At 42.1% G+C, this 17,426-nt stretch carries 13 protein-coding genes, 1 other RNA gene and 1 pseudogene; 8 read left to right on the top strand and 7 right to left on the bottom strand.

What is annotated here, in order from left to right:
- Positions 1 to 84: 84 nt before the first annotated feature.
- Together ACLFKQ_RS04370 and ACLFKQ_RS04375 are read right to left on the bottom strand one after the other, a co-directional pair.
- Entirely contained in the window at positions 85 to 1,233 is a 1,149-nt protein-coding gene (locus ACLFKQ_RS04370) for a pyridoxal-phosphate-dependent aminotransferase family protein (protein ID WP_448998650.1), read from the bottom strand.
- A gap of 207 nt (positions 1,234 to 1,440) precedes the next feature.
- Positions 1,441 to 2,403: an aldo/keto reductase gene (locus tag ACLFKQ_RS04375; RefSeq protein WP_448998651.1), complete on the bottom strand. Its 963-nt coding sequence runs from the start codon at positions 2,401 to 2,403 to the stop codon at positions 1,441 to 1,443.
- 511 nt (positions 2,404 to 2,914) lie between these two features.
- Here ACLFKQ_RS04375 and ACLFKQ_RS04380 point away from each other — a divergent pair.
- From ACLFKQ_RS04380 to ssrA, 5 genes and pseudogenes are all read left to right on the top strand, one after another.
- Positions 2,915 to 3,553 (top strand): peroxiredoxin, encoded by a 639-nt coding sequence (locus tag ACLFKQ_RS04380; protein WP_448998652.1) that lies wholly within the window; start codon positions 2,915 to 2,917, stop codon positions 3,551 to 3,553.
- A gap of 366 nt (positions 3,554 to 3,919) precedes the next feature.
- Entirely contained in the window at positions 3,920 to 4,894 is a 975-nt protein-coding gene (locus ACLFKQ_RS04385; RefSeq protein ID WP_448998653.1) for a cysteine synthase A, read from the top strand.
- A gap of 10 nt (positions 4,895 to 4,904) precedes the next feature.
- Complete coding sequence (locus tag ACLFKQ_RS04390) at positions 4,905 to 5,204, top strand: (2Fe-2S) ferredoxin domain-containing protein (RefSeq protein ID WP_448998654.1); 300 nt, start codon at positions 4,905 to 4,907, stop codon at positions 5,202 to 5,204.
- 193 nt (positions 5,205 to 5,397) lie between these two features.
- Positions 5,398 to 5,550 (top strand): annotated as a pseudogene (locus ACLFKQ_RS04395) (restriction endonuclease); the annotation flags it as partial.
- Between the two features lie 169 nt (positions 5,551 to 5,719).
- Positions 5,720 to 6,104, top strand: a transfer-messenger RNA (tmRNA) gene (gene ssrA / locus ACLFKQ_RS04400).
- A 3-nt stretch (positions 6,105 to 6,107) separates the two neighbouring features.
- On the opposite strand, the gene ACLFKQ_RS04405 is transcribed toward ssrA, so the two are convergent.
- The 3 genes from ACLFKQ_RS04405 to acnB all read right to left on the bottom strand — a co-directional run bounded on the left by ACLFKQ_RS04405 (position 6,108) and on the right by acnB (position 12,047).
- The gene (locus ACLFKQ_RS04405; protein ID WP_448998655.1) at positions 6,108 to 7,520 is read right to left on the bottom strand and encodes a hypothetical protein; all 1,413 of its coding nucleotides are present in this window, start codon (positions 7,518 to 7,520) and stop codon (positions 6,108 to 6,110) included.
- A gap of 18 nt (positions 7,521 to 7,538) precedes the next feature.
- Positions 7,539 to 8,954 carry a sodium/proline symporter gene (locus ACLFKQ_RS04410; RefSeq protein ID WP_448999453.1) on the bottom strand — a complete coding sequence of 472 codons (1,416 nt, stop codon included), beginning with the start codon at positions 8,952 to 8,954 and terminating at the stop codon, positions 7,539 to 7,541.
- Positions 8,955 to 9,449: 495 nt separating this feature from the next.
- Positions 9,450 to 12,047, bottom strand: a complete 2,598-nt coding sequence (acnB, locus tag ACLFKQ_RS04415; protein WP_448998656.1) for a bifunctional aconitate hydratase 2/2-methylisocitrate dehydratase — start codon at positions 12,045 to 12,047, stop codon at positions 9,450 to 9,452.
- A gap of 438 nt (positions 12,048 to 12,485) precedes the next feature.
- Between acnB and ACLFKQ_RS04420 the strand changes: the two genes are divergently transcribed.
- On the top strand, positions 12,486 to 13,511 hold the full coding sequence (locus tag ACLFKQ_RS04420; RefSeq protein WP_448998657.1) for a sodium:calcium antiporter: 1,026 nt from the start codon (positions 12,486 to 12,488) through the stop codon (positions 13,509 to 13,511).
- Between the two features lie 156 nt (positions 13,512 to 13,667).
- Here the strand turns inward: ACLFKQ_RS04420 and ACLFKQ_RS04425 are convergent, their stop codons facing one another.
- Entirely contained in the window at positions 13,668 to 14,570 is a 903-nt protein-coding gene (locus ACLFKQ_RS04425; protein WP_448998658.1) for a hypothetical protein, read from the bottom strand.
- 204 nt (positions 14,571 to 14,774) lie between these two features.
- On the opposite strand from ACLFKQ_RS04425, the gene ACLFKQ_RS04430 reads away from it, so the two are divergent.
- Together ACLFKQ_RS04430 and ACLFKQ_RS04435 are read left to right on the top strand one after the other, a co-directional pair.
- Entirely contained in the window at positions 14,775 to 15,050 is a 276-nt protein-coding gene (locus ACLFKQ_RS04430; RefSeq protein ID WP_448998659.1) for a Precorrin-3B methylase, read from the top strand.
- A gap of 236 nt (positions 15,051 to 15,286) precedes the next feature.
- Positions 15,287 to 16,765 carry a catalase gene (locus ACLFKQ_RS04435; protein WP_448998660.1) on the top strand — a complete coding sequence of 493 codons (1,479 nt, stop codon included), beginning with the start codon at positions 15,287 to 15,289 and terminating at the stop codon, positions 16,763 to 16,765.
- Positions 16,766 to 16,837: 72 nt separating this feature from the next.
- Here ACLFKQ_RS04435 and ACLFKQ_RS04440 read toward each other — a convergent pair whose 3' ends face one another.
- The gene (locus ACLFKQ_RS04440; protein WP_448998661.1) at positions 16,838 to 17,371 is read right to left on the bottom strand and encodes a hypothetical protein; all 534 of its coding nucleotides are present in this window, start codon (positions 17,369 to 17,371) and stop codon (positions 16,838 to 16,840) included.
- Positions 17,372 to 17,426: the final 55 nt, after the last annotated feature.

Here is a 17,426-nt window from a genome sequence, read left to right on the forward strand (position 1 = left end):
AGCTAAATTCTCTCTCAAAAACAGCAGTTGCGCTCCCAGTTCACTAACAGTATCGGGACGTTGCCAAAAACGTCCCCTGGTATCTCAAGCAAAAACAGCAGCAGCAGCTTTTACACCAGCTTTAGGCTCGAAGTTATCTACACCCAATTCGATTAAGGTTGCTTCCAAGCAAGAAATAACCGTTAGTAAATCGCGCTCGCTGACAAACCCTAGATGTCCGATACGGAAAATCTTGCCCTTGAGGTGTTCTTGTCCTCCAGCTAGAGCGATATCATATTTTTGCTTCATCGTCGCTCTAATTTTTTCAGCCTCGGCGGGCGCCGGATCGATCGCGGTAACGGCGGTACTAGCGGCATTATCGGGAGCGAGTAACTTCAATCCCATGGCTTTAACCGCAGCCCGACTAGCTTCAGTCAAACGTCGATGACGAGCGAAGATATTTTCTAAACCCTCACGCTGCATCATTTGCAAAGATGTCTGCAAACCGTACATCAAATTAACCGGAGGAGTAAACGGCGAACTGTCTTTAGCGTTGGCTTTCTTGTATTTGCCCAAATCCAAATAGAAACGAGGAAATTTGCAGTTTTCGTACGCCTTCCAAGCCTTATCGCTAACCGAAACAAAACCCAATCCTGGGGGAATCATGTAGCCTTTTTGGGAACCAGAAGCGACCACATCTAAACCCCAGTCATCAATTGGTAAGTTATAAGCCCCCAAACTGGTAACGGCATCGACAACGATTAAAGCTTCACCGTGTGCCTTGACGTATTTGTTAATGGTTTCAAGGTCGTTGAGAACTCCCGTAGAAGTTTCAGAGTGAGTGATAATGACCGCCTTAATTTCTTTGTCAGTGTCGGCTTCTAACTTAGTGCGAAACTCTTCGGTATCTAATGGTTGTCCCCATTCAGCACTGATGCGTTCGGTTTTCAGACCAAAAACTTCGGCAATTTGTGCCCAGCGATCGCCAAATTTACCATTGACTCCTACTAAAACGCGATCGCCAGGAGACAAGAAATTAATCATTCCTGCTTCCATCGCCCCCGTGCCCGATACCGTGAGGGTAAGAATTTCATTCTGGGTTTGATGCAGCCATTTTAGTCCTTGATTGATTTCGGCAATAATCTTGCTAAAGTCGCCGCTACGATGTCCGATGGGATGTTTGGCTACAGAGAGTAAGACTTTCTCTGGTACTGGAGTAGGACCAGGAATCATCAGCATATGTTTGTCTTCCATGAGTCGTAATAATCTAAATTCTGGTTGGCAGGTAGTTATCTTATCTTATTTCAGTGACTTGGTTTAGTTGAAAAAAATCTAAGCTGGAGCGATAGCGCTTATGTTAGACTGAGGAAAACCCTCAATCTGCTCTGGGTCTATTCTCAATTAATAGACTAGGGAGCAGGGAAAGGAAATGTGCACCTCGATGGTAATAAGCATCAGCAGTTAGACTGGTTCGTCATTGAGACAATGTCCGGCTAGATCGAGCCTTTCCATTTGTTCGGCTGACAAAGCTATGTCTAGTGCGCCCAAATTTTCCCTCATCTGTTCGGGATTTCTGGCTGAAAAAACTGGTAGTAATGGGGGTTGACGATGCATCATCCAGGCGAGAACCACTTGATTGGCAGTTGCTCCAAGTTCTCCTGCGACTTCATATAGTACCTCTAGTCGAACATCCGTATCGGGACCGCGATAAGGAGATGGAATCTGGCGATCGCTCCGAACATAAGCACCACGCAGTAAAGGAGTATAGGGTAAGATAGTTTTACCGCGAGCATTACAATAACTCATCAAATTGCGATCGGCAATCTGTTGTGGACTAAAATCGGCTCCTGGAGTGGGTCGTAGATAAGTATGACGCTGTTCTACACAAGTAAAACCCATCCATCCGTTTTCAGCAGCGATTGCATCGGCATCAGCCAAACGCCATGCTAGATAATTACTCGCTCCAAAAAAGCGGATTTTGCCATCTTTGACCAACTTATTGAAAGCAGATAGAGTTTCTTCTAAGGATGTATTGAGGTCATCCTTGTGAGCATAGTACAGATCGATGCGATCTGCACCCAATTTTCTCAGACTATTTTCACATTCGGAAATAATAGTGGAAGCTGTCAAACCATCAGGAACGCCTTGATAGCCGAAACCAACTTTGGTAGCGAGGAAAAGTCGCTCGCGCGATCCACGCTCTCGCAGCCAACGTCCAATAGTTACTTCGCTTTCACCTCCCTTACCTTGAGGACACCATTGGTCGTAGCAATTGGCCATGTCAATAAAACGCCCTCCTGCTTCGACGTACATATCCATCAATTGAGCAGCTTGTTTGTAATTATTTCTAGTGCCAAAGCGAAGAGTACCAAGGCAAAGACAACTTACTTCAACTCCTGTTTGGCTTAGTTGGAGCTTTTTCATGGCTTGATGATTCCTCGATTGAATTTTTCTCTATTTCTCTGAGTGATTTTTCTAAAGAATCAAGAGTTATTTGTACTTAAACTTGTCAACTTGAGACTAGGAAAAAACCATAAGGAATTTGTGAAGCAAAAACTTGTATAGACTGAGATCTTGCACCTAATCCGTAACTGACTTGTGGTATTAGGGAAAAAGGTCGTAAATTAGACGCTCGATCCTAAATTATTAAGTTTATTTGTACTAGTGGAAGATGTGAGTAGACAATAATTGTAAATTGTAGCAAGCTACAGCATAATCGGTACGAGTTTATAACAATTAGAGCTCGCCTTAACCGGAATGGAGGTTAGGTAATAGAATAATTAGTAGAAGCAAAATTCTAATGCAAATGTTGTGTATGCAAGTGTTTTAAATTGCTAAATCGAGTTATAGAAGAATGAAGCCCATAAGATAGCGTCGTAATTTTATGGGAAAATAATAAACTGCTTCTTAGAAATCAATCGAGGATAATTAAATCATGGCTCAACTCAGATTAGGCGATACAGTGCCCGATTTTACTCAAGATTCAAACATGGGGAAAATCTCCTTTTATGAATGGGCGGGAGATAGCTGGGTAGTCCTATTTTCTCACCCGGCAGATTATACTCCAGTTTGCACTACCGAATTAGGTGAAGTTGCCAAGCTCAAATCCGAATTTGACAAGCGCAACGTCAAAGTAATTGCTTTAAGCGTTGACGATACCGAATCTCATCAAGGCTGGATTAACGATATTAATGAAACCCAAGCTACTAATATTAACTATCCAATTTTGGCAGACCCTGACAAAAAAGTGTCAGATCTCTATGACATGATTCATCCCAATGCTAACGCCAAAGTAACCGTTCGCACCGTTTTTATTATCGATCCTCAAAAGAAATTACGTCTTACTCTTACTTATCCTCCCAGCACGGGACGTAATTTTGACGAAGTCTTGCGAGTTATTGATTCTTTGCAACTAACTGATAAATATCAAGTGGCTACTCCTGCTAACTGGCAAGAGGGAGAAGATGTAGTTGTCGCTCCCACGATTCCTACAGAGGAAGCCAAACAAAAATTCCCCAAAGGTGTTACAGAAGTCAAACCCTATTTGCGGATGACTCCTCAACCAGATAAGTAAGTAGTCGATGTTGGTGGCGCGACCGCTACTACCCTAAAAATGGGCAGATGAGAGAATAATTCTCACTGCACTTCTATCTTTTTAAACAATAAGCAATCGGGGGTGGGTGTTACCCGCCCTTTGTGTTTTTCACGCAAGTGTAGCGCAAGAAGATTATGGATTACAGATTACTCCGTAGTAAGACCATACGAAAACAAAAGCCCAGCTCTCCGCTCTCGAAAATGAATAACTTCGACCGACGAATTTCTTTCTTTTTTCATAGCTCGGAAGGGATGAAAGTTCGAGAGCTATTTTCCAATTTCTAGCTCCTAGTTCCCGATCGCCAAATTCAGGTAATCTGAAGATTGAGTAGTTAAATTTATTCATATGGATATTAAAAATGGTTTTGTTGCCACAGTGGGTAACACACCTTTAATTCGCCTCAATAGCTTTAGTGAAGAGACAGGATGTGAGATCCTCGGTAAAGCTGAATTTCTCAACCCTGGTGGTTCGGTAAAGGATCGCGCAGCACTGTATATTATTGAAGACGCAGAAGCCAAAGGCTTATTAAAGCCAGGAGGAACGGTAGTTGAAGGCACGGCTGGCAATACTGGAATTGGTCTAACCCATATTTGCAACGCTAAAGGTTATAAATGTCTCATTATCATTCCCGAAACCCAATCTCAAGAAAAAATTGACACCCTCAGAACTTTAGGGGCTGAAGTGCGTTTAGTACCAGCCGTACCTTATAAAGATCCCAATAACTACGTCAAGGTATCGGGACGAGTAGCAGCGGAAATGGAAAATGCGATCTGGGCAAACCAATTTGATAATTTGGCTAACCGTAGAGCCCATTACGAAACGACAGGCAAAGAAATCTGGGAACAAACTGATGGTCAAGTAGATGTTTGGGTAGCTGCTACGGGTACGGGGGGGACTTATGCAGGAGTATCTCTATTTCTCAAAGAGAAAAACCCCAATATTCGCTGTGTGGTAGCAGATCCGATGGGTAGTGGGCTTTATAGCTATGTCAAAACTGGAGAAATCAATACCGAAGGTAAATCGATTACCGAAGGCATTGGCAATAGTCGAATTACCGCTAACATGGAAAATGTACCCATTGATGATGCCATTCAAATAGACGATAAGGAATGTATTCGCGTTCTCTATCAGCTATTAGAAAAAGACGGATTATTTATGGGCGGTTCGGTTGGTATTAATGTCGGCGCGGCACTTGCCCTGGCTAGAGAAATGGGTCCCGGTCATACTATTATTACGGTTCTCTGTGACAGTGGGGCAAGATATCAATCACGCATTTATAATCCGCAGTGGTTGGCAGAAAAGGGTTTGACCTTAGATTGAGTAAAATTATATGAACGAGCGATCGCCAAAGCGAGTACTGGTTTGCTTGGGGCGTAGCTGTCGCAAGTATGATTCTCAAAAAGTTTTAGCTGCTTTTAGAAAGCGACAGGATTTATTAGAAGAAATAGAGGTGCTTACTGCGGGGTGTTTGGGAGAATGCGGTAATGGTCCGATGGTCTTAGTCGAACCCGAAGCAGTTTGGTACAGTCAAATTAGACCACGAGAAGTTGCGGCGATCGTCAAACAGCATTTAATCGGTCGATCGCCAGTCAAAGAAATGCTGTATCCTAAGTTTCATTCGGAAAAATAGATGATTTCTTAAGTAAAAAATGGCGTTGCACAATTCTGAGAGCTCGCCATCAAAAGTAGATACTTTTCGAGTTGTAAGTTTGTCAATCGATCTAGATGTGGTTTGGCGAGATTTGGGCAAGATAAGGAAAATACCCAGACAATCAATCATGCCAATACCAGATTATCAAACCTTAATGCTTCCAGTGCTACAATCTGCGGCTAAAGAAACCGCAGAATTTTTAAGTAAACGTATCGTACTGATAGATAGTAGGCAATTGACCAGGCTGATGATCCGCTATAACGTCGGCTGTAGAATTGAAGAGACTCTGTATCTCAAGAAAATTGATGAAGAATTTTTTGAATAAGAATTGTTTTCCTCCGCTTATGGTATGTAATTATCACTTTTGACAATATCGATACCGATAGAGCAGTGGGTTAGCTTTCTCTTTTATTCGTTATTGTTCGGCTATCTCTACCAAATCCTTTGGTGGCAAGACTTGGGGAAAATTACTATAATAAAATTAATTGATGCAAGGGGCCGTAATGGTTTCGACAGGTTGGCGAAAGCTAACCCGTGATGCAGGTCGAGAGTGAGTATTCTCTCGTAAATCAAGACTCAACTTAAATATAGATGCAAACAACATCGTAAAATTTGAGCGTCAGGCTGTAGTAGCCTAAGTCAAAACTCTGACTTGCTCGTCTTTAGTTCGACTCCGTTAAGGACTAAAGACAAAACCCCAACGGATGCTCCAATTGGTCGTCTCTGGTAGACCGATTGGCTAAGACTTTGCCAGAGCATCCCACCGTCAGGGATAAGTGACGGTTCTCGCTCCGAGGATTAGAGGAGATAAACCTGTGAACGAGCGGAAGGTTATAGTAACCAGTCTGGACAGCAGTTCGACTCTGCTCGGCTCCATTTTATTTAGGAAACATCGCTATTTTCTATTTCTTCGGCTTCGTCTAAAGTTGCCTCTGGATCGATAGAACTGGTACCGCGAACGTATTGAGACTTGAGTTTTTCTAGCAGTTTAGATAGTAATAATTGAATCTCAGCTTGAGTAGCGCGATCGCGTAATTCTTGACGCAAAGTTCGAGTAAAATTTTGACTGAGATTATCGAACAAAGCTCTACCGCGAACGTCGCTGTAAGAACTCATCAGCACATCATAAGCGGCATTGGCTAAATAATCGCCCAAATTTTGAATAATTTCATCGGGAAGATCGGTGACACCGGGAACTCGCTGCAGTACCCGATAGAAATCTGATTCTCCGATGGCTTCTTTTAAGCTGTATTGTAGTAGAGCTTCTATCTCTGGCTGTACTTGGGGTAAAACTCGATAGATCGTCAGACTAATGAGGCGATCTAAAATGCGATCTAATTCCCCATCGGTTTTTTCAACTTTTGACTTTGACTCGAGAAATCCTCCTACGACTTCTTCACTAGCTACAATTTCTTGAGTTTGATTGAGTAACCGCACGATGGCAAACATCGAAGCACGCTGGGATATATATGCTACTGGTTCGTGAGTGATTTGAGCTAAGATCCCTCCTAAATTAATTAATTGAGATTTATGCAGGCGTATTCCAACGGAAATGACTCGCAGCCAACGCCAAAAAGGAAGTAAAAAAATCGTATCGTACCAGTGACGCAGTAACATATTTCCCCAACCGAGATCCTCACGCTGTCGAGCTAGCCACCAAGTTTCAGTCAAGTAATTGATCGCCAGGCAAATTACAAACAACAGATCGATGCGCCAAAAGTAGTCTACATAAATTCCATTTTCGTCGATGTGGCGATAAAAGTTAATTTTAAACAGGGGTTCGATTTTGCCTTGCCAAAATTTTAAAGTTGGTTCCGTTCCAGCTTGCTTCCAGTATTCCTCAGTCCAAAACCGGCTAAAAGCATCGATCGCCGAACGAGTATCCATCTGATATTCCATACGTCGCTTTAACTTAGCAAAAGTAGCGGTTTTGTCGGCATCTAAAAAAGGATCTTCGGCAATAAGAGTCAAACTTTGTTCTCGTAGAGAAGTAAACAGCTTGGCAGTGGAGCGAGCTTGTAAGCCAGACTGGGATAATTCTTCTTTAAGCCGAGCTACGGTAGCTAAATAGATTTCGGTATCGGGATGAGGCTCGATACCCTTGACGGGATCGTATAGTCTTACTAAAGCTGGCGTATATTGAAGATAAGTATCCCTTAAAGATAAATAGCTGAGATTAAATAATACTAGCAATAAATTGAGTAGCGCGATCGCAGCTAGTAACTTACGCCACCAATTCTGACGATAATTTTCGATTTTTTCTAATTTACGAGAAGAATTTTCTTGGCGATTCACAATTGAAGCTAAAAGTATCTAGTTAAACTTTTTTTGGACGGTAAATAAGCGAGCGATGCCGTAGACGGCAAAACTGGCGATCGCCCCAGGCAACACTTCGTAAATCGAACCCGATAGTCCCAAAACCCCGTTCCAAACGGCAGCAGTGGCGATACCAACCACCATCATGGTTACCCCTACTAAAGAACTGACGGGAAATTGCCATACTTTTAAAATTAACAGGGGAGCTATACCACAAGCCAGTGCCGACCAGGCAAATATACCCAAAGCGAACATATTTTTATTACTAGCTAGGGCGATCGCCACAATAATTCCCGTAACGATTAGGGTTCCTACTTTAACCAATTTATAAGAGTTTGACATTACGGGAAATAGGTCTTGAGTTAGAGCAGCAGAGCAAGAGAGAATTTGTGAGTCGGCAGTAGAAATAACTGCAGCAAATATTCCGGCTAAAATTATTCCTACTAGTAAAGTGGGCAATAACTCCGTTGCCATTTGCGGTAGTGCCAATTCTGGATCGCCTCCATCAATTAACCCAGGCAGTAATACCCGTGCGCTCAAACCCACTAAAACCGCAGCGGTAGAAAAAACTAAATAAGAAACTGCATAAATATTGCGAGTAAGACCCATATTTTCTGGCTTGTCGAGCACCATCGCTCGCACCATAATATGAGGTTGTCCTACTACTCCTACACCGGCAGCCAACCAACTAAGCATAAATAAAGCAAAACCATACTTTAGATTGGGCGGTATGGGATCGACGAGAATTGGATCGATCGCTCTTAACTGCTGCCACATTCCTCCCAGTCCACCACAGGCATTTAGAGCCACCAACAATAGCATCGTCATCGCAAATACCATCAATACTGACTGTACCGCATCAGTCCAAATTGATGCCCGAATCCCACCAGAAAAACAGTAAGCTACGACGATAACTGCACCTAGAATAATCCCCCAACCGTAGTTCCAGCCAAAAACTACGTAAAGTGCTTTACTTCCCGCCAGTAGTTGAGCGGCTGCATAAGCTCCCAAAAACGCGATCGTAACCACTGCCGAAACCATCGGAATCGAGCGATTTTTACTATCTTGACCGAGAAATTCTCCAATAGTTTCTGATGAAGTTGCTTCTGAGGATACTCGTAGGGGTTTGTGAATAAAAAACCAAGCCAAATAGTCGCCCAGAAACCAGCCGACGAGCAACCACATAGAAGAAATTCCTACCTGATATGTCCAGCCAATAGTGCTAATGAACATCCCGCCGCTATGAGCCGTAGCGAAAGCGGACAAACCTGTCAACCAGGGGTTCACGCTACGACTCGCCAGTAAATAATCAGTAGTGGTATTTTGTTTTTGCGCTCCCGAATAAATTCCTACCCCGACAAACAACAGTAGGAAAAAGATAAAGCTCAGAACAATCGAAATTTGATTAGACACCATGGGCAATTAGATACTTTTAAAGCCCATTGTATCGGTGCCCGGAGAAAACTAATAAAAAGTAATCTCTCTCTCCAGAAACAACATGATTAATTAATTGTCAGTGTCAGTTGTTTTGTTAAACTAGAAAGTGATCGCGTTTTGTTTTCTATTTTTAATTAAAATTATGAGACTATTTCATAATTATCATAATTATAAATTACTGCAATCAAATTGCTTCTTATAGTTTCTCAGATAAAAAAATATAAGAAAACAGCCTCAAACCCAGGTGACAAAGGGGATATACACCAAAGACCAAAAAATCCCTGAAACCCAAGTAGATCGAGAAAAAATTAGGTCACCTCGAAATCCAAACATTGTTGAGGATGAGAACGTGTTTATAAAGACTCTGGGTTCTCTAAATTCGTAACAAGGCAATTAATCGAGGTGCCCATTAAAGTATTAGGTTTAAGGCTGTTTGTGACTAAAAAATATCTAAGTCCTAATAGAAGTTTACTAACCAGGAATACCTAGAAGATCTTCAATTTTCGGCATTTCTTCAATGGGGATTACCCTGCCTTCATCTTCAAAATTGTCAATTTGGTCGAAGTTGAGATATCGATACAGTTCACCAGCAAAAGGATCGATTTTTTCTTTGACAATTGCCATATATTCTTCTACCGTGGGAATTTTGCCTAGTAAAGCACAGACGGCAGCGAGTTCTGCCGAACCGAGATAGACTCTCGCCCCTTTACCCATGCGGTTATTGAAATTACGAGTCGAAGTAGAAAAGACAGTGGCGTTATCTTCAACCCGCGCTTGGTTGCCCATACAAAGGGAACAGCCAGGCATTTCGGTACGCGCGCCAGCCGCAGCAAATACGCCATATACTCCTTCTTCTCTTAGCTGTTTTTCGTCCATCCGAGTTGGCGGACAGATCCACAAGCGTCCCTTGACTACTCCGGCACCCTCTAAGATTTTTGCCGCAGCGCGATAATGTCCGATATTGGTCATACAAGAACCGATGAATACTTCATCAATTTTATCCCCAGCACATTCCGACATTAGTTTGACATTATCGGGATCGTTGGGTGCAGCGACGATGGGTTGTTTAATTTCATTGAGGTTGACTTCAATAATGTCTGCGTATTCAGCATCTTTATCCGCAGACATCAGTTCTGGGTTTGCCAACCATTGTTCCATTTTGGCAACCCGTCGCATCAGAGTACGGGCATCTTGATAACCTCGTGCCACCATATTTTTCAGTAGAGCAATATTCGATCGCAAATATTCGGCTACGGTTTCTTCGCTGATTTTAATCGTACTGCCAGAACAAGAACGTTCGGCTGTAGCATCGGTAAGTTCAAATGCTTGTTCTACCTTAAGATCCGGTAAGCCTTCCATTTCCATTACTCGTCCGTTAAAGACATTTTGTTTGTTCTCTTTAGCAACAGTGAGTTTGCCTTGCTGGATGGCTACCCAAGGAATAGCGTTAACGATGTCTCTCAAGGTGACACCAGGCTGTAACTCTCCTGTAAAGCGGACTAAAACTGATTCAGGCATATCTAAGGGCATTACCCCTAAAGCAGCAGCAAAAGCGACCAAGCCAGAACCAGCAGGAAAGGATATTCCTAAAGGAAAACGAGTGTGGGAGTCACCACCAGTACCGACAGTATCGGGTAATAACATTCTATTTAACCAGGAGTGAATGATTCCGTCTCCTGGGCGCAAGGCAACCCCACCGCGAGTTGCAAAGAAGTCGGGTAGTTCCCGATGAGTTTTGACATCTACGGGTTTGGGATATGCCGCCGTATGGCAGAAGCTTTGTAGGGTTAAGTCGGCATTAAAACCAAGACAGGCTAATTCTTTGAGTTCGTCGCGGGTCATCGGTCCCGTGGTATCTTGGGAACCAACTGTCGTCATGATCGGTTCGCAGGAAGTGTTAGGTCTTACCCCAGGTAAACCACAGGCTTTGCCGACCATCTTCTGTGCTAGAGTAAAGCCTTTACCAGTATCTTCGGGCATCGAAGGACGAGTAAAGGTTTCCGACGGTTCTAGCCCTAGTGCGTCTCTGGTTTTGTCAGTAAGTGCCCTACCGATAAGTAAGGGAATACGTCCACCAGCCCGTACTTCATCGAGAATCGTTTCTGGTTTGAGTTTGAAGGTAGCAATCACATCGCCACTTTCGTTAGTAATTTCTCCCTCATAAGGTTTGATAGTAATCACGTCTCCCGTATTCATTTGGGAGACATCGCACTCAATGGGTAATGCGCCAGAGTCTTCGGCAGTGTTAAAGAAGATGGGGGCAATTTTGCTACCTAAGATGTAGCCGCCAGCTTTTTTGTTGGGAACGAAAGGAATTTCGTGTCCGATGTGCCACAAGACGGAGTTAATTGCCGATTTACGAGAAGAACCGGTACCGACTACATCACCCGCATAGGCAACCGGATGTCCTTTTTCTTTTAACTTACCTATAGTTTCAATACCCTCGGGCATTTTTGACTCCAGCATCGCTAAAGCATGCAGGGGAATATCGGGGCGAGTGGTAGCATGGGGTGCAGGAGAGAGATCGTCGGTGTTAGTTTCTCCCGGTACTTTAAAGACAGTTACGGTAATTTGTTCGGGAAGTTTGGGACGACCGATAAACCATTCGGCATTTGCCCAAGAATCTACTACCTGTTTGGCATAAGGATTGTCATCAGACAGTTCCAAAACGTCATTAAACGCATCGAATACCAATAAAGTTTTACTTAAAGCGGCGGCAGCTTGGGCAGCAAGACTAGGATCTCGGGATTTTAATAAACTTACTAAAGATTGAACGTTGTAACCACCAATCATCGTACCGAGCAAGTTGACCGCCCCTTGCATGGAAATTAGAGGGCACTCGATTTCGCCTTTAGCTATTCCCGTCAGGAAGCCAGCTTTGACGTATGCCGCATCGTCTACACCAGGAGGAACGCGATCGCGCAACAATAATAATAATTCTTCTTTTTGGTCTTCTGGTGGAGCTTTGAGCAGTTCGCAAAGTTCCGATGTTTGTTGGGCATTGAGGGGAAGAGGAGGTATCCCCATTGCTTCTCTTTCTGCTGCGTGTTTTCTATATTCTTCTAGCATTCAGTGGTTCTCCTAATCCAATCTGCAAAATCTTTATTTTGCCACATGGCATAAATACAAATCCTAACGATTATCTATATTGTCATTCAGAAACGCGCCGCAATGTATCGACTTTGTCATTATCCCCTGAGGTTGGGGTTTTTGAAGGGCGATCGCCTTCTATAAAGATGGCAATGAGAAATACACTGGAAGATAGAAATCCTTTTTTTTACTTTAGAACGTTTTTCCAAGGCGATCGCATCTGCCACAGTGTCAATGCTGCTAAGTATTTGAAAACACTAAGAAAGCAACAGTCAAAAATAGTCGGAACAGAAAAAACTGATGTTAATCAATGCAAATCTAGCACTTCCTGATTACAGCGAGAATTTCGAATTGATGCAGTCATTGACTTGAGCCGTCGAAAGGATTATTTTTAGATTTGGTCAATGTAACTATTTAATGTTTAACTCCCTAACTATAAGTATTGGCACATTTGCAGTTGCAGCTTTTGTCATTGCTATTGTTGGCACTAAAATGACCAAAGTAGCAGATCGCCTGGCAGACAGAACTGGTTTAGGAGAAGCTCTAGTCGGTGCTTTATTCTTAGGTGGTAGCACTTCCCTACCAGGAATTGTTACTTCTGTAACTACTGCTGCTGGAGGACATGCAGAATTGGCAATTAGTAATGCTCTAGGCGGAATTGCCGCTCAAACCGCTTTTCTGGGACTAGCAGATCTTGTCTATCCCCAAGCTAATTTAGAACATGCCGCTGCCTCTGCTGCCAATTTATCACAAGGAACTTTACTAATAACTTTATTAGCATTACCATTGCTCGCGATCGCCACTCCTCAAGTAACTCTCTGGAATATTCATCCAGCTTCGTTTGTTATCCTCTTAGCTTATGTTTTTGGCTTACATTTGATTTCTAGTGCCAAAGAAACCCCCATGTGGTCGCCCACACGTACTAGAGAAACCCGCCTGGATGAAGTTGAGCCAGATGAAAACAATCGCTCTAGTCTAACTAGCCTGTGGCTACGTTTTGCTTTGTACGCTCTTACTATTGCAGTTGCTGGTTATGTAGTTGCCCAATCGGGAGTTGCAATCGCCGAACAGACTGGAATTACTGAATCCGTAGTAGGCGGGTTGTTTACTGCGGTTTCTACCTCTTTACCAGAATTAGTAACCTCAGTAGCTGCCGTCAAACAAGGCGCGTTAACTCTAGCAGTAGGAGACATTATTGGAGGCAATAGCTTTGATGTGTTATTTGTTGCTTTTGCTGATTTTGCCTATCGCGAGGGCTCTATTTATCATGCTCTAACTCAATCTCAGAGCTTTATTATTGCTCTAACTATTTTAATGACCGGCATTTTGCTCATGGGTTTATTACGCCGAGAAAAACATGGTATTGGCAATATTGGTTTTGAAAGTTTTTTGATTTTAATACTTTACTTGGGTGGGTTTTTACTGTTATTTTTGGCATTTTGACTTACAATATATAGCATTTCTCAGAGGGATCGGATACAGACTAGAGATATAATTGGTAACAGTAACAATAATCGCTAGTTATCCTGACTTGACTACCAGTGCGGCAGCGATCTTTTTCTCAAAAAATTATTAGGAAAAAACTAACGAACTTTTGAATTAGCTGTTTCCCTCGAGCTGCTGCAAGATGTTATGTAAACCAGTGGCAATGGTATTAATTACATCTTCATCAGTCCAATAACTACAGTGAGACAATGGATTCCAAGTTTCAAGCAAGCTTCCGACATTAACTACTTTGTCTTCTGTTACCGCCTCTGAGTAGGCTTCGTTAAGGATCTTTAAAGGATATCCCAGAATATCATTTTGGTCATAGAAATTAATCCATTCCCCCTGTAAATTTGAATAATGTCGGTCGAGTTTTTCTGAAGGAACTCTGATAGGGCGATCGAAATTAGGATAACGCAGAGACCAGAAGGGGATTTGACTGGCCAAGGTATAAACAGAAGTGAGAGTTTCTCCACGTTCTAAAGGGGTATTGCCAAGATCGATTTGAGCTTTGTTGGTTTCTAAATCGTAAATATAGTTACTGGCAATTACAGTTCCCAAACTATGAGCGATAATACATAGGGGCGCATCACCTCCAGCCCAATTTTCTTTAGCCAAATCATTCAAACTGTCAGCAAAACAACGGTGAATAGTGTTATAGCCCCAAAAGTCATCCAACTTAGATTTGGTAATTTGATAAGTCAAACTGTCAGCGATCGCCTGAAAGATAAATTCTCGTAGACCAAAAAAGCTATTTAGTTTATTTACACCTAGTTTATAATATAAATTTTTGCGTTCTTCTCGTAATACGGGAGTCCAATTAATTGCTGAGATGGCTAATTTAGAATCAGCCCACTCTAATTTTTGGTCTTCGCTTCCTGATTGTCCGGCTATTTCTGCTAGTTTTAGTTTCAAGGCTTGCGCCATTCCATCGGTATATTTGGGACTTTCTTCTCGATCGAATTCATTTCCGACACAAATACCGTGGGCGATGGCCACTGCTACTTTTGATGACATATAATTCTAATTATTCTTTTGATTGTTTTAATTACTGAGAATAATACTTACACTGAATTTCCAGTTAAATAGAAGACAATTAACAAGTTTGTTTCTTATGCCTCCTGCCTAATACCAAGATGTATGTAGTCTAAGCAATAGAAAACTGCATCTCATCCATCTGAGAAACGCTATATTTAAGTAAGAGTTAGTTAATATTAGATCGTGACTGATAATTCTAATCTTACCGAAAAAGAATTAATTAAAGAAGTGTGTCGGCGGATTAGGGTTGCTAGAAGCTACTGGGATACCGACAATAATGCTGCTTGTCGTGGAGAGAGAGAAAAGGCATTAAAACTATATAACACTCTGACTAAAGTCCAAAAAGCGCAAATCCCGCAAGTTTTAAGAGTTTGGTTGCGCTATCGTAGCGAAAAATATTTTGGTTCCCATCAAACTCCGCCAAAAAGCTCTAGGAAAAGACGCAAACATAAAAAATAGAAGATTTAGCTGCATATAATATATTTGTATGCAATCTAGAAAAATATCGATCTAATCTTAATCTCATCGGGCGATCGCGTCAAGCAAAGACTGAACAGCTTATTAGTTACAGACATTCATTTTCGAGGAATGGCTATAACTTCAGTAAGATGCAACTAAAAGCTAGATCGAACTAAAATTTAGAAACTAGCGAGCGAAAACGTACAGAACAAAAGGTATTACTAATATCTAATATAGTGAATAACAATAACGAAGTTTTAACCAACGCGGCTGGAATTACCGTGACCAGCAACGAAGTTTCGAAATCTGTTGGCAAACATGGACCTTTGCTGCTAGAAGACTACACGCTTCTAGAGAAGATGGCTCATTTCAACCGCGAGCGCATTCCAGAACGGGTGGTTCATGCTGTGGGTTCTGGTGCGTATGGTACTTTTAGCGTTACCGACGATATTACCAAATACACTAAAGCCAAGCTTTTTTCAGAAGTAGGCAAGCAAACCGAAGTTTTTATCCGTTTTTCTACTGTCGCTAAGTCCAAAGGTGGTTCTGACATCTATCGCGATCTTAGAGGTTTTGCGGTTAAGTTTTATACCGAAGATGGCAACTGGGATATGGTTGGCAACAATACGCCGATCTTTTTCATGCGGGATCCGATGAAATTTATGGACTTTATTCGTTCGCAAAAAGAGCATCCCAAAGAACACTGGCGACACGATCGCATGTGGTGGGATTTTTGGTCGCTAACGCCTGAAAGTATTCACCAAGTATTATGGTTGATGGGCGATCGCGGCGCACCAATGGGCTGGCGACACATGAACGGTTACGGCAGCCATACCTTTAGCTTTATTAACGAAGCCAACGAGCGTATTTGGGTCAAATTCCACTTTATTACCGACCAAGGCAATAAATTCTTTACCGACGAACAGTGGCGTAAAATGCAGGGTATAGAACCCCGTTGGGCGACTAAGGATTTGTACCAGGCGATCGAAGAAGGTAACTATCCTTCTTGGACGATGTACATTCAAACCATGACCGACGAAGAGGCGCAAAACTTCCAGTGGAATCCTTTCGATCTAACTAAAGTATGGCCTCATGGTGATTTTCCCCTTCAAAAAGTCGGTAAACTCGAATTAAATCGCAACCCCGAAAATTACTTTGCTGAAGTAGAACAGGCAGCGTTCTCTCCTGGTAACGTAGTTCCCGGTATTTCTTGGTCGCCAGACCGTATGTTACAGGCACGGATTATGTCTTATGCCGATACTCACCGCTATCGCTTGGGTGTAAACTACGACACGATTCCCGTCAATCAACCCCATGCAGCTAAAGCCAATACTCCCTATCGCGATGGCTTTATGCGTGTGGATGATAACAACGGCGGACGGACTAACTATCATCCCACTCACGATGAATATCCCGAAGCAGACAAACGCGCTGAAGATCCTGCATATCACTTATCGGGTATGGCAGACAGAATCGAGCTAGACGAAGAAGATCACTACGATCAGGCTCGTATGTACTACGACATGCTGAATGCCGAAGAAAAACAACGTCTGTACCATAATATTGCTGGTAGTCTCGGTAAGTGCGAACAACAAATTATCGACGACCAGATGGAATTGTTCCGCAATGTTTCTCCAGAATTAGCCGATAAAGTTAAAAGCGCAATCGCTCAAACCGAGCCACCCAAACCAGAACCTAAACCCGCGACTGTCTAATCAGACTACAGATTAACTAAATATTTTTCTAGGGTTTAGCGTAGCTAAACCCTTTTTTAGATTGAAAAAAATCTAATCCCAAAAAGTAAAAACAACAAAACTAAGTTCTGGAAATACAACAATCCTGTAATTATCCCGATTCGTATATGTATAGTAAGACCCAGGCAATTCTGAAGCTTTGGTAATTTTACGAATTAATTTAGTGTTTTTATTAATACAATTTAGTCCTGACCAAGCTCCATCATTAGTCCAAGTATAAGGAACTGGAGTTTCTTGCCATGCAGGATAAGTGTATTTTCTTTTTCTAGGTTGAGTTGCGTCTTTAAAAAAATCTAATCCTTCTGACTTACTAGCATCAATAGTAGATTGAGATAATTTAAACACTCCACCACCGCAAGAAAAAGGTCGAATAGGTAATAATAAAACATAAATTAGAGGCGTATTATCTTCTCCTTGTAAGACAACACCATTGATTTTTAGTTTTTCTGGAATTACTGCCTTGTAGCGATTAATTCTTTCTGCTCTGATAAAAACCAAAAACGTTACTATGCATAATGCTAAAGATATTCCGAAAATTGTAAATAAATTACGGTAATACGTATTCATATCGTAAATAGCAAATTTAATCTTGACAGTGCAATGCAGTTATAATCGCTTTGAC

The sequence above is a fragment of the Myxosarcina sp. GI1(2024) genome (assembly GCF_053543375.1).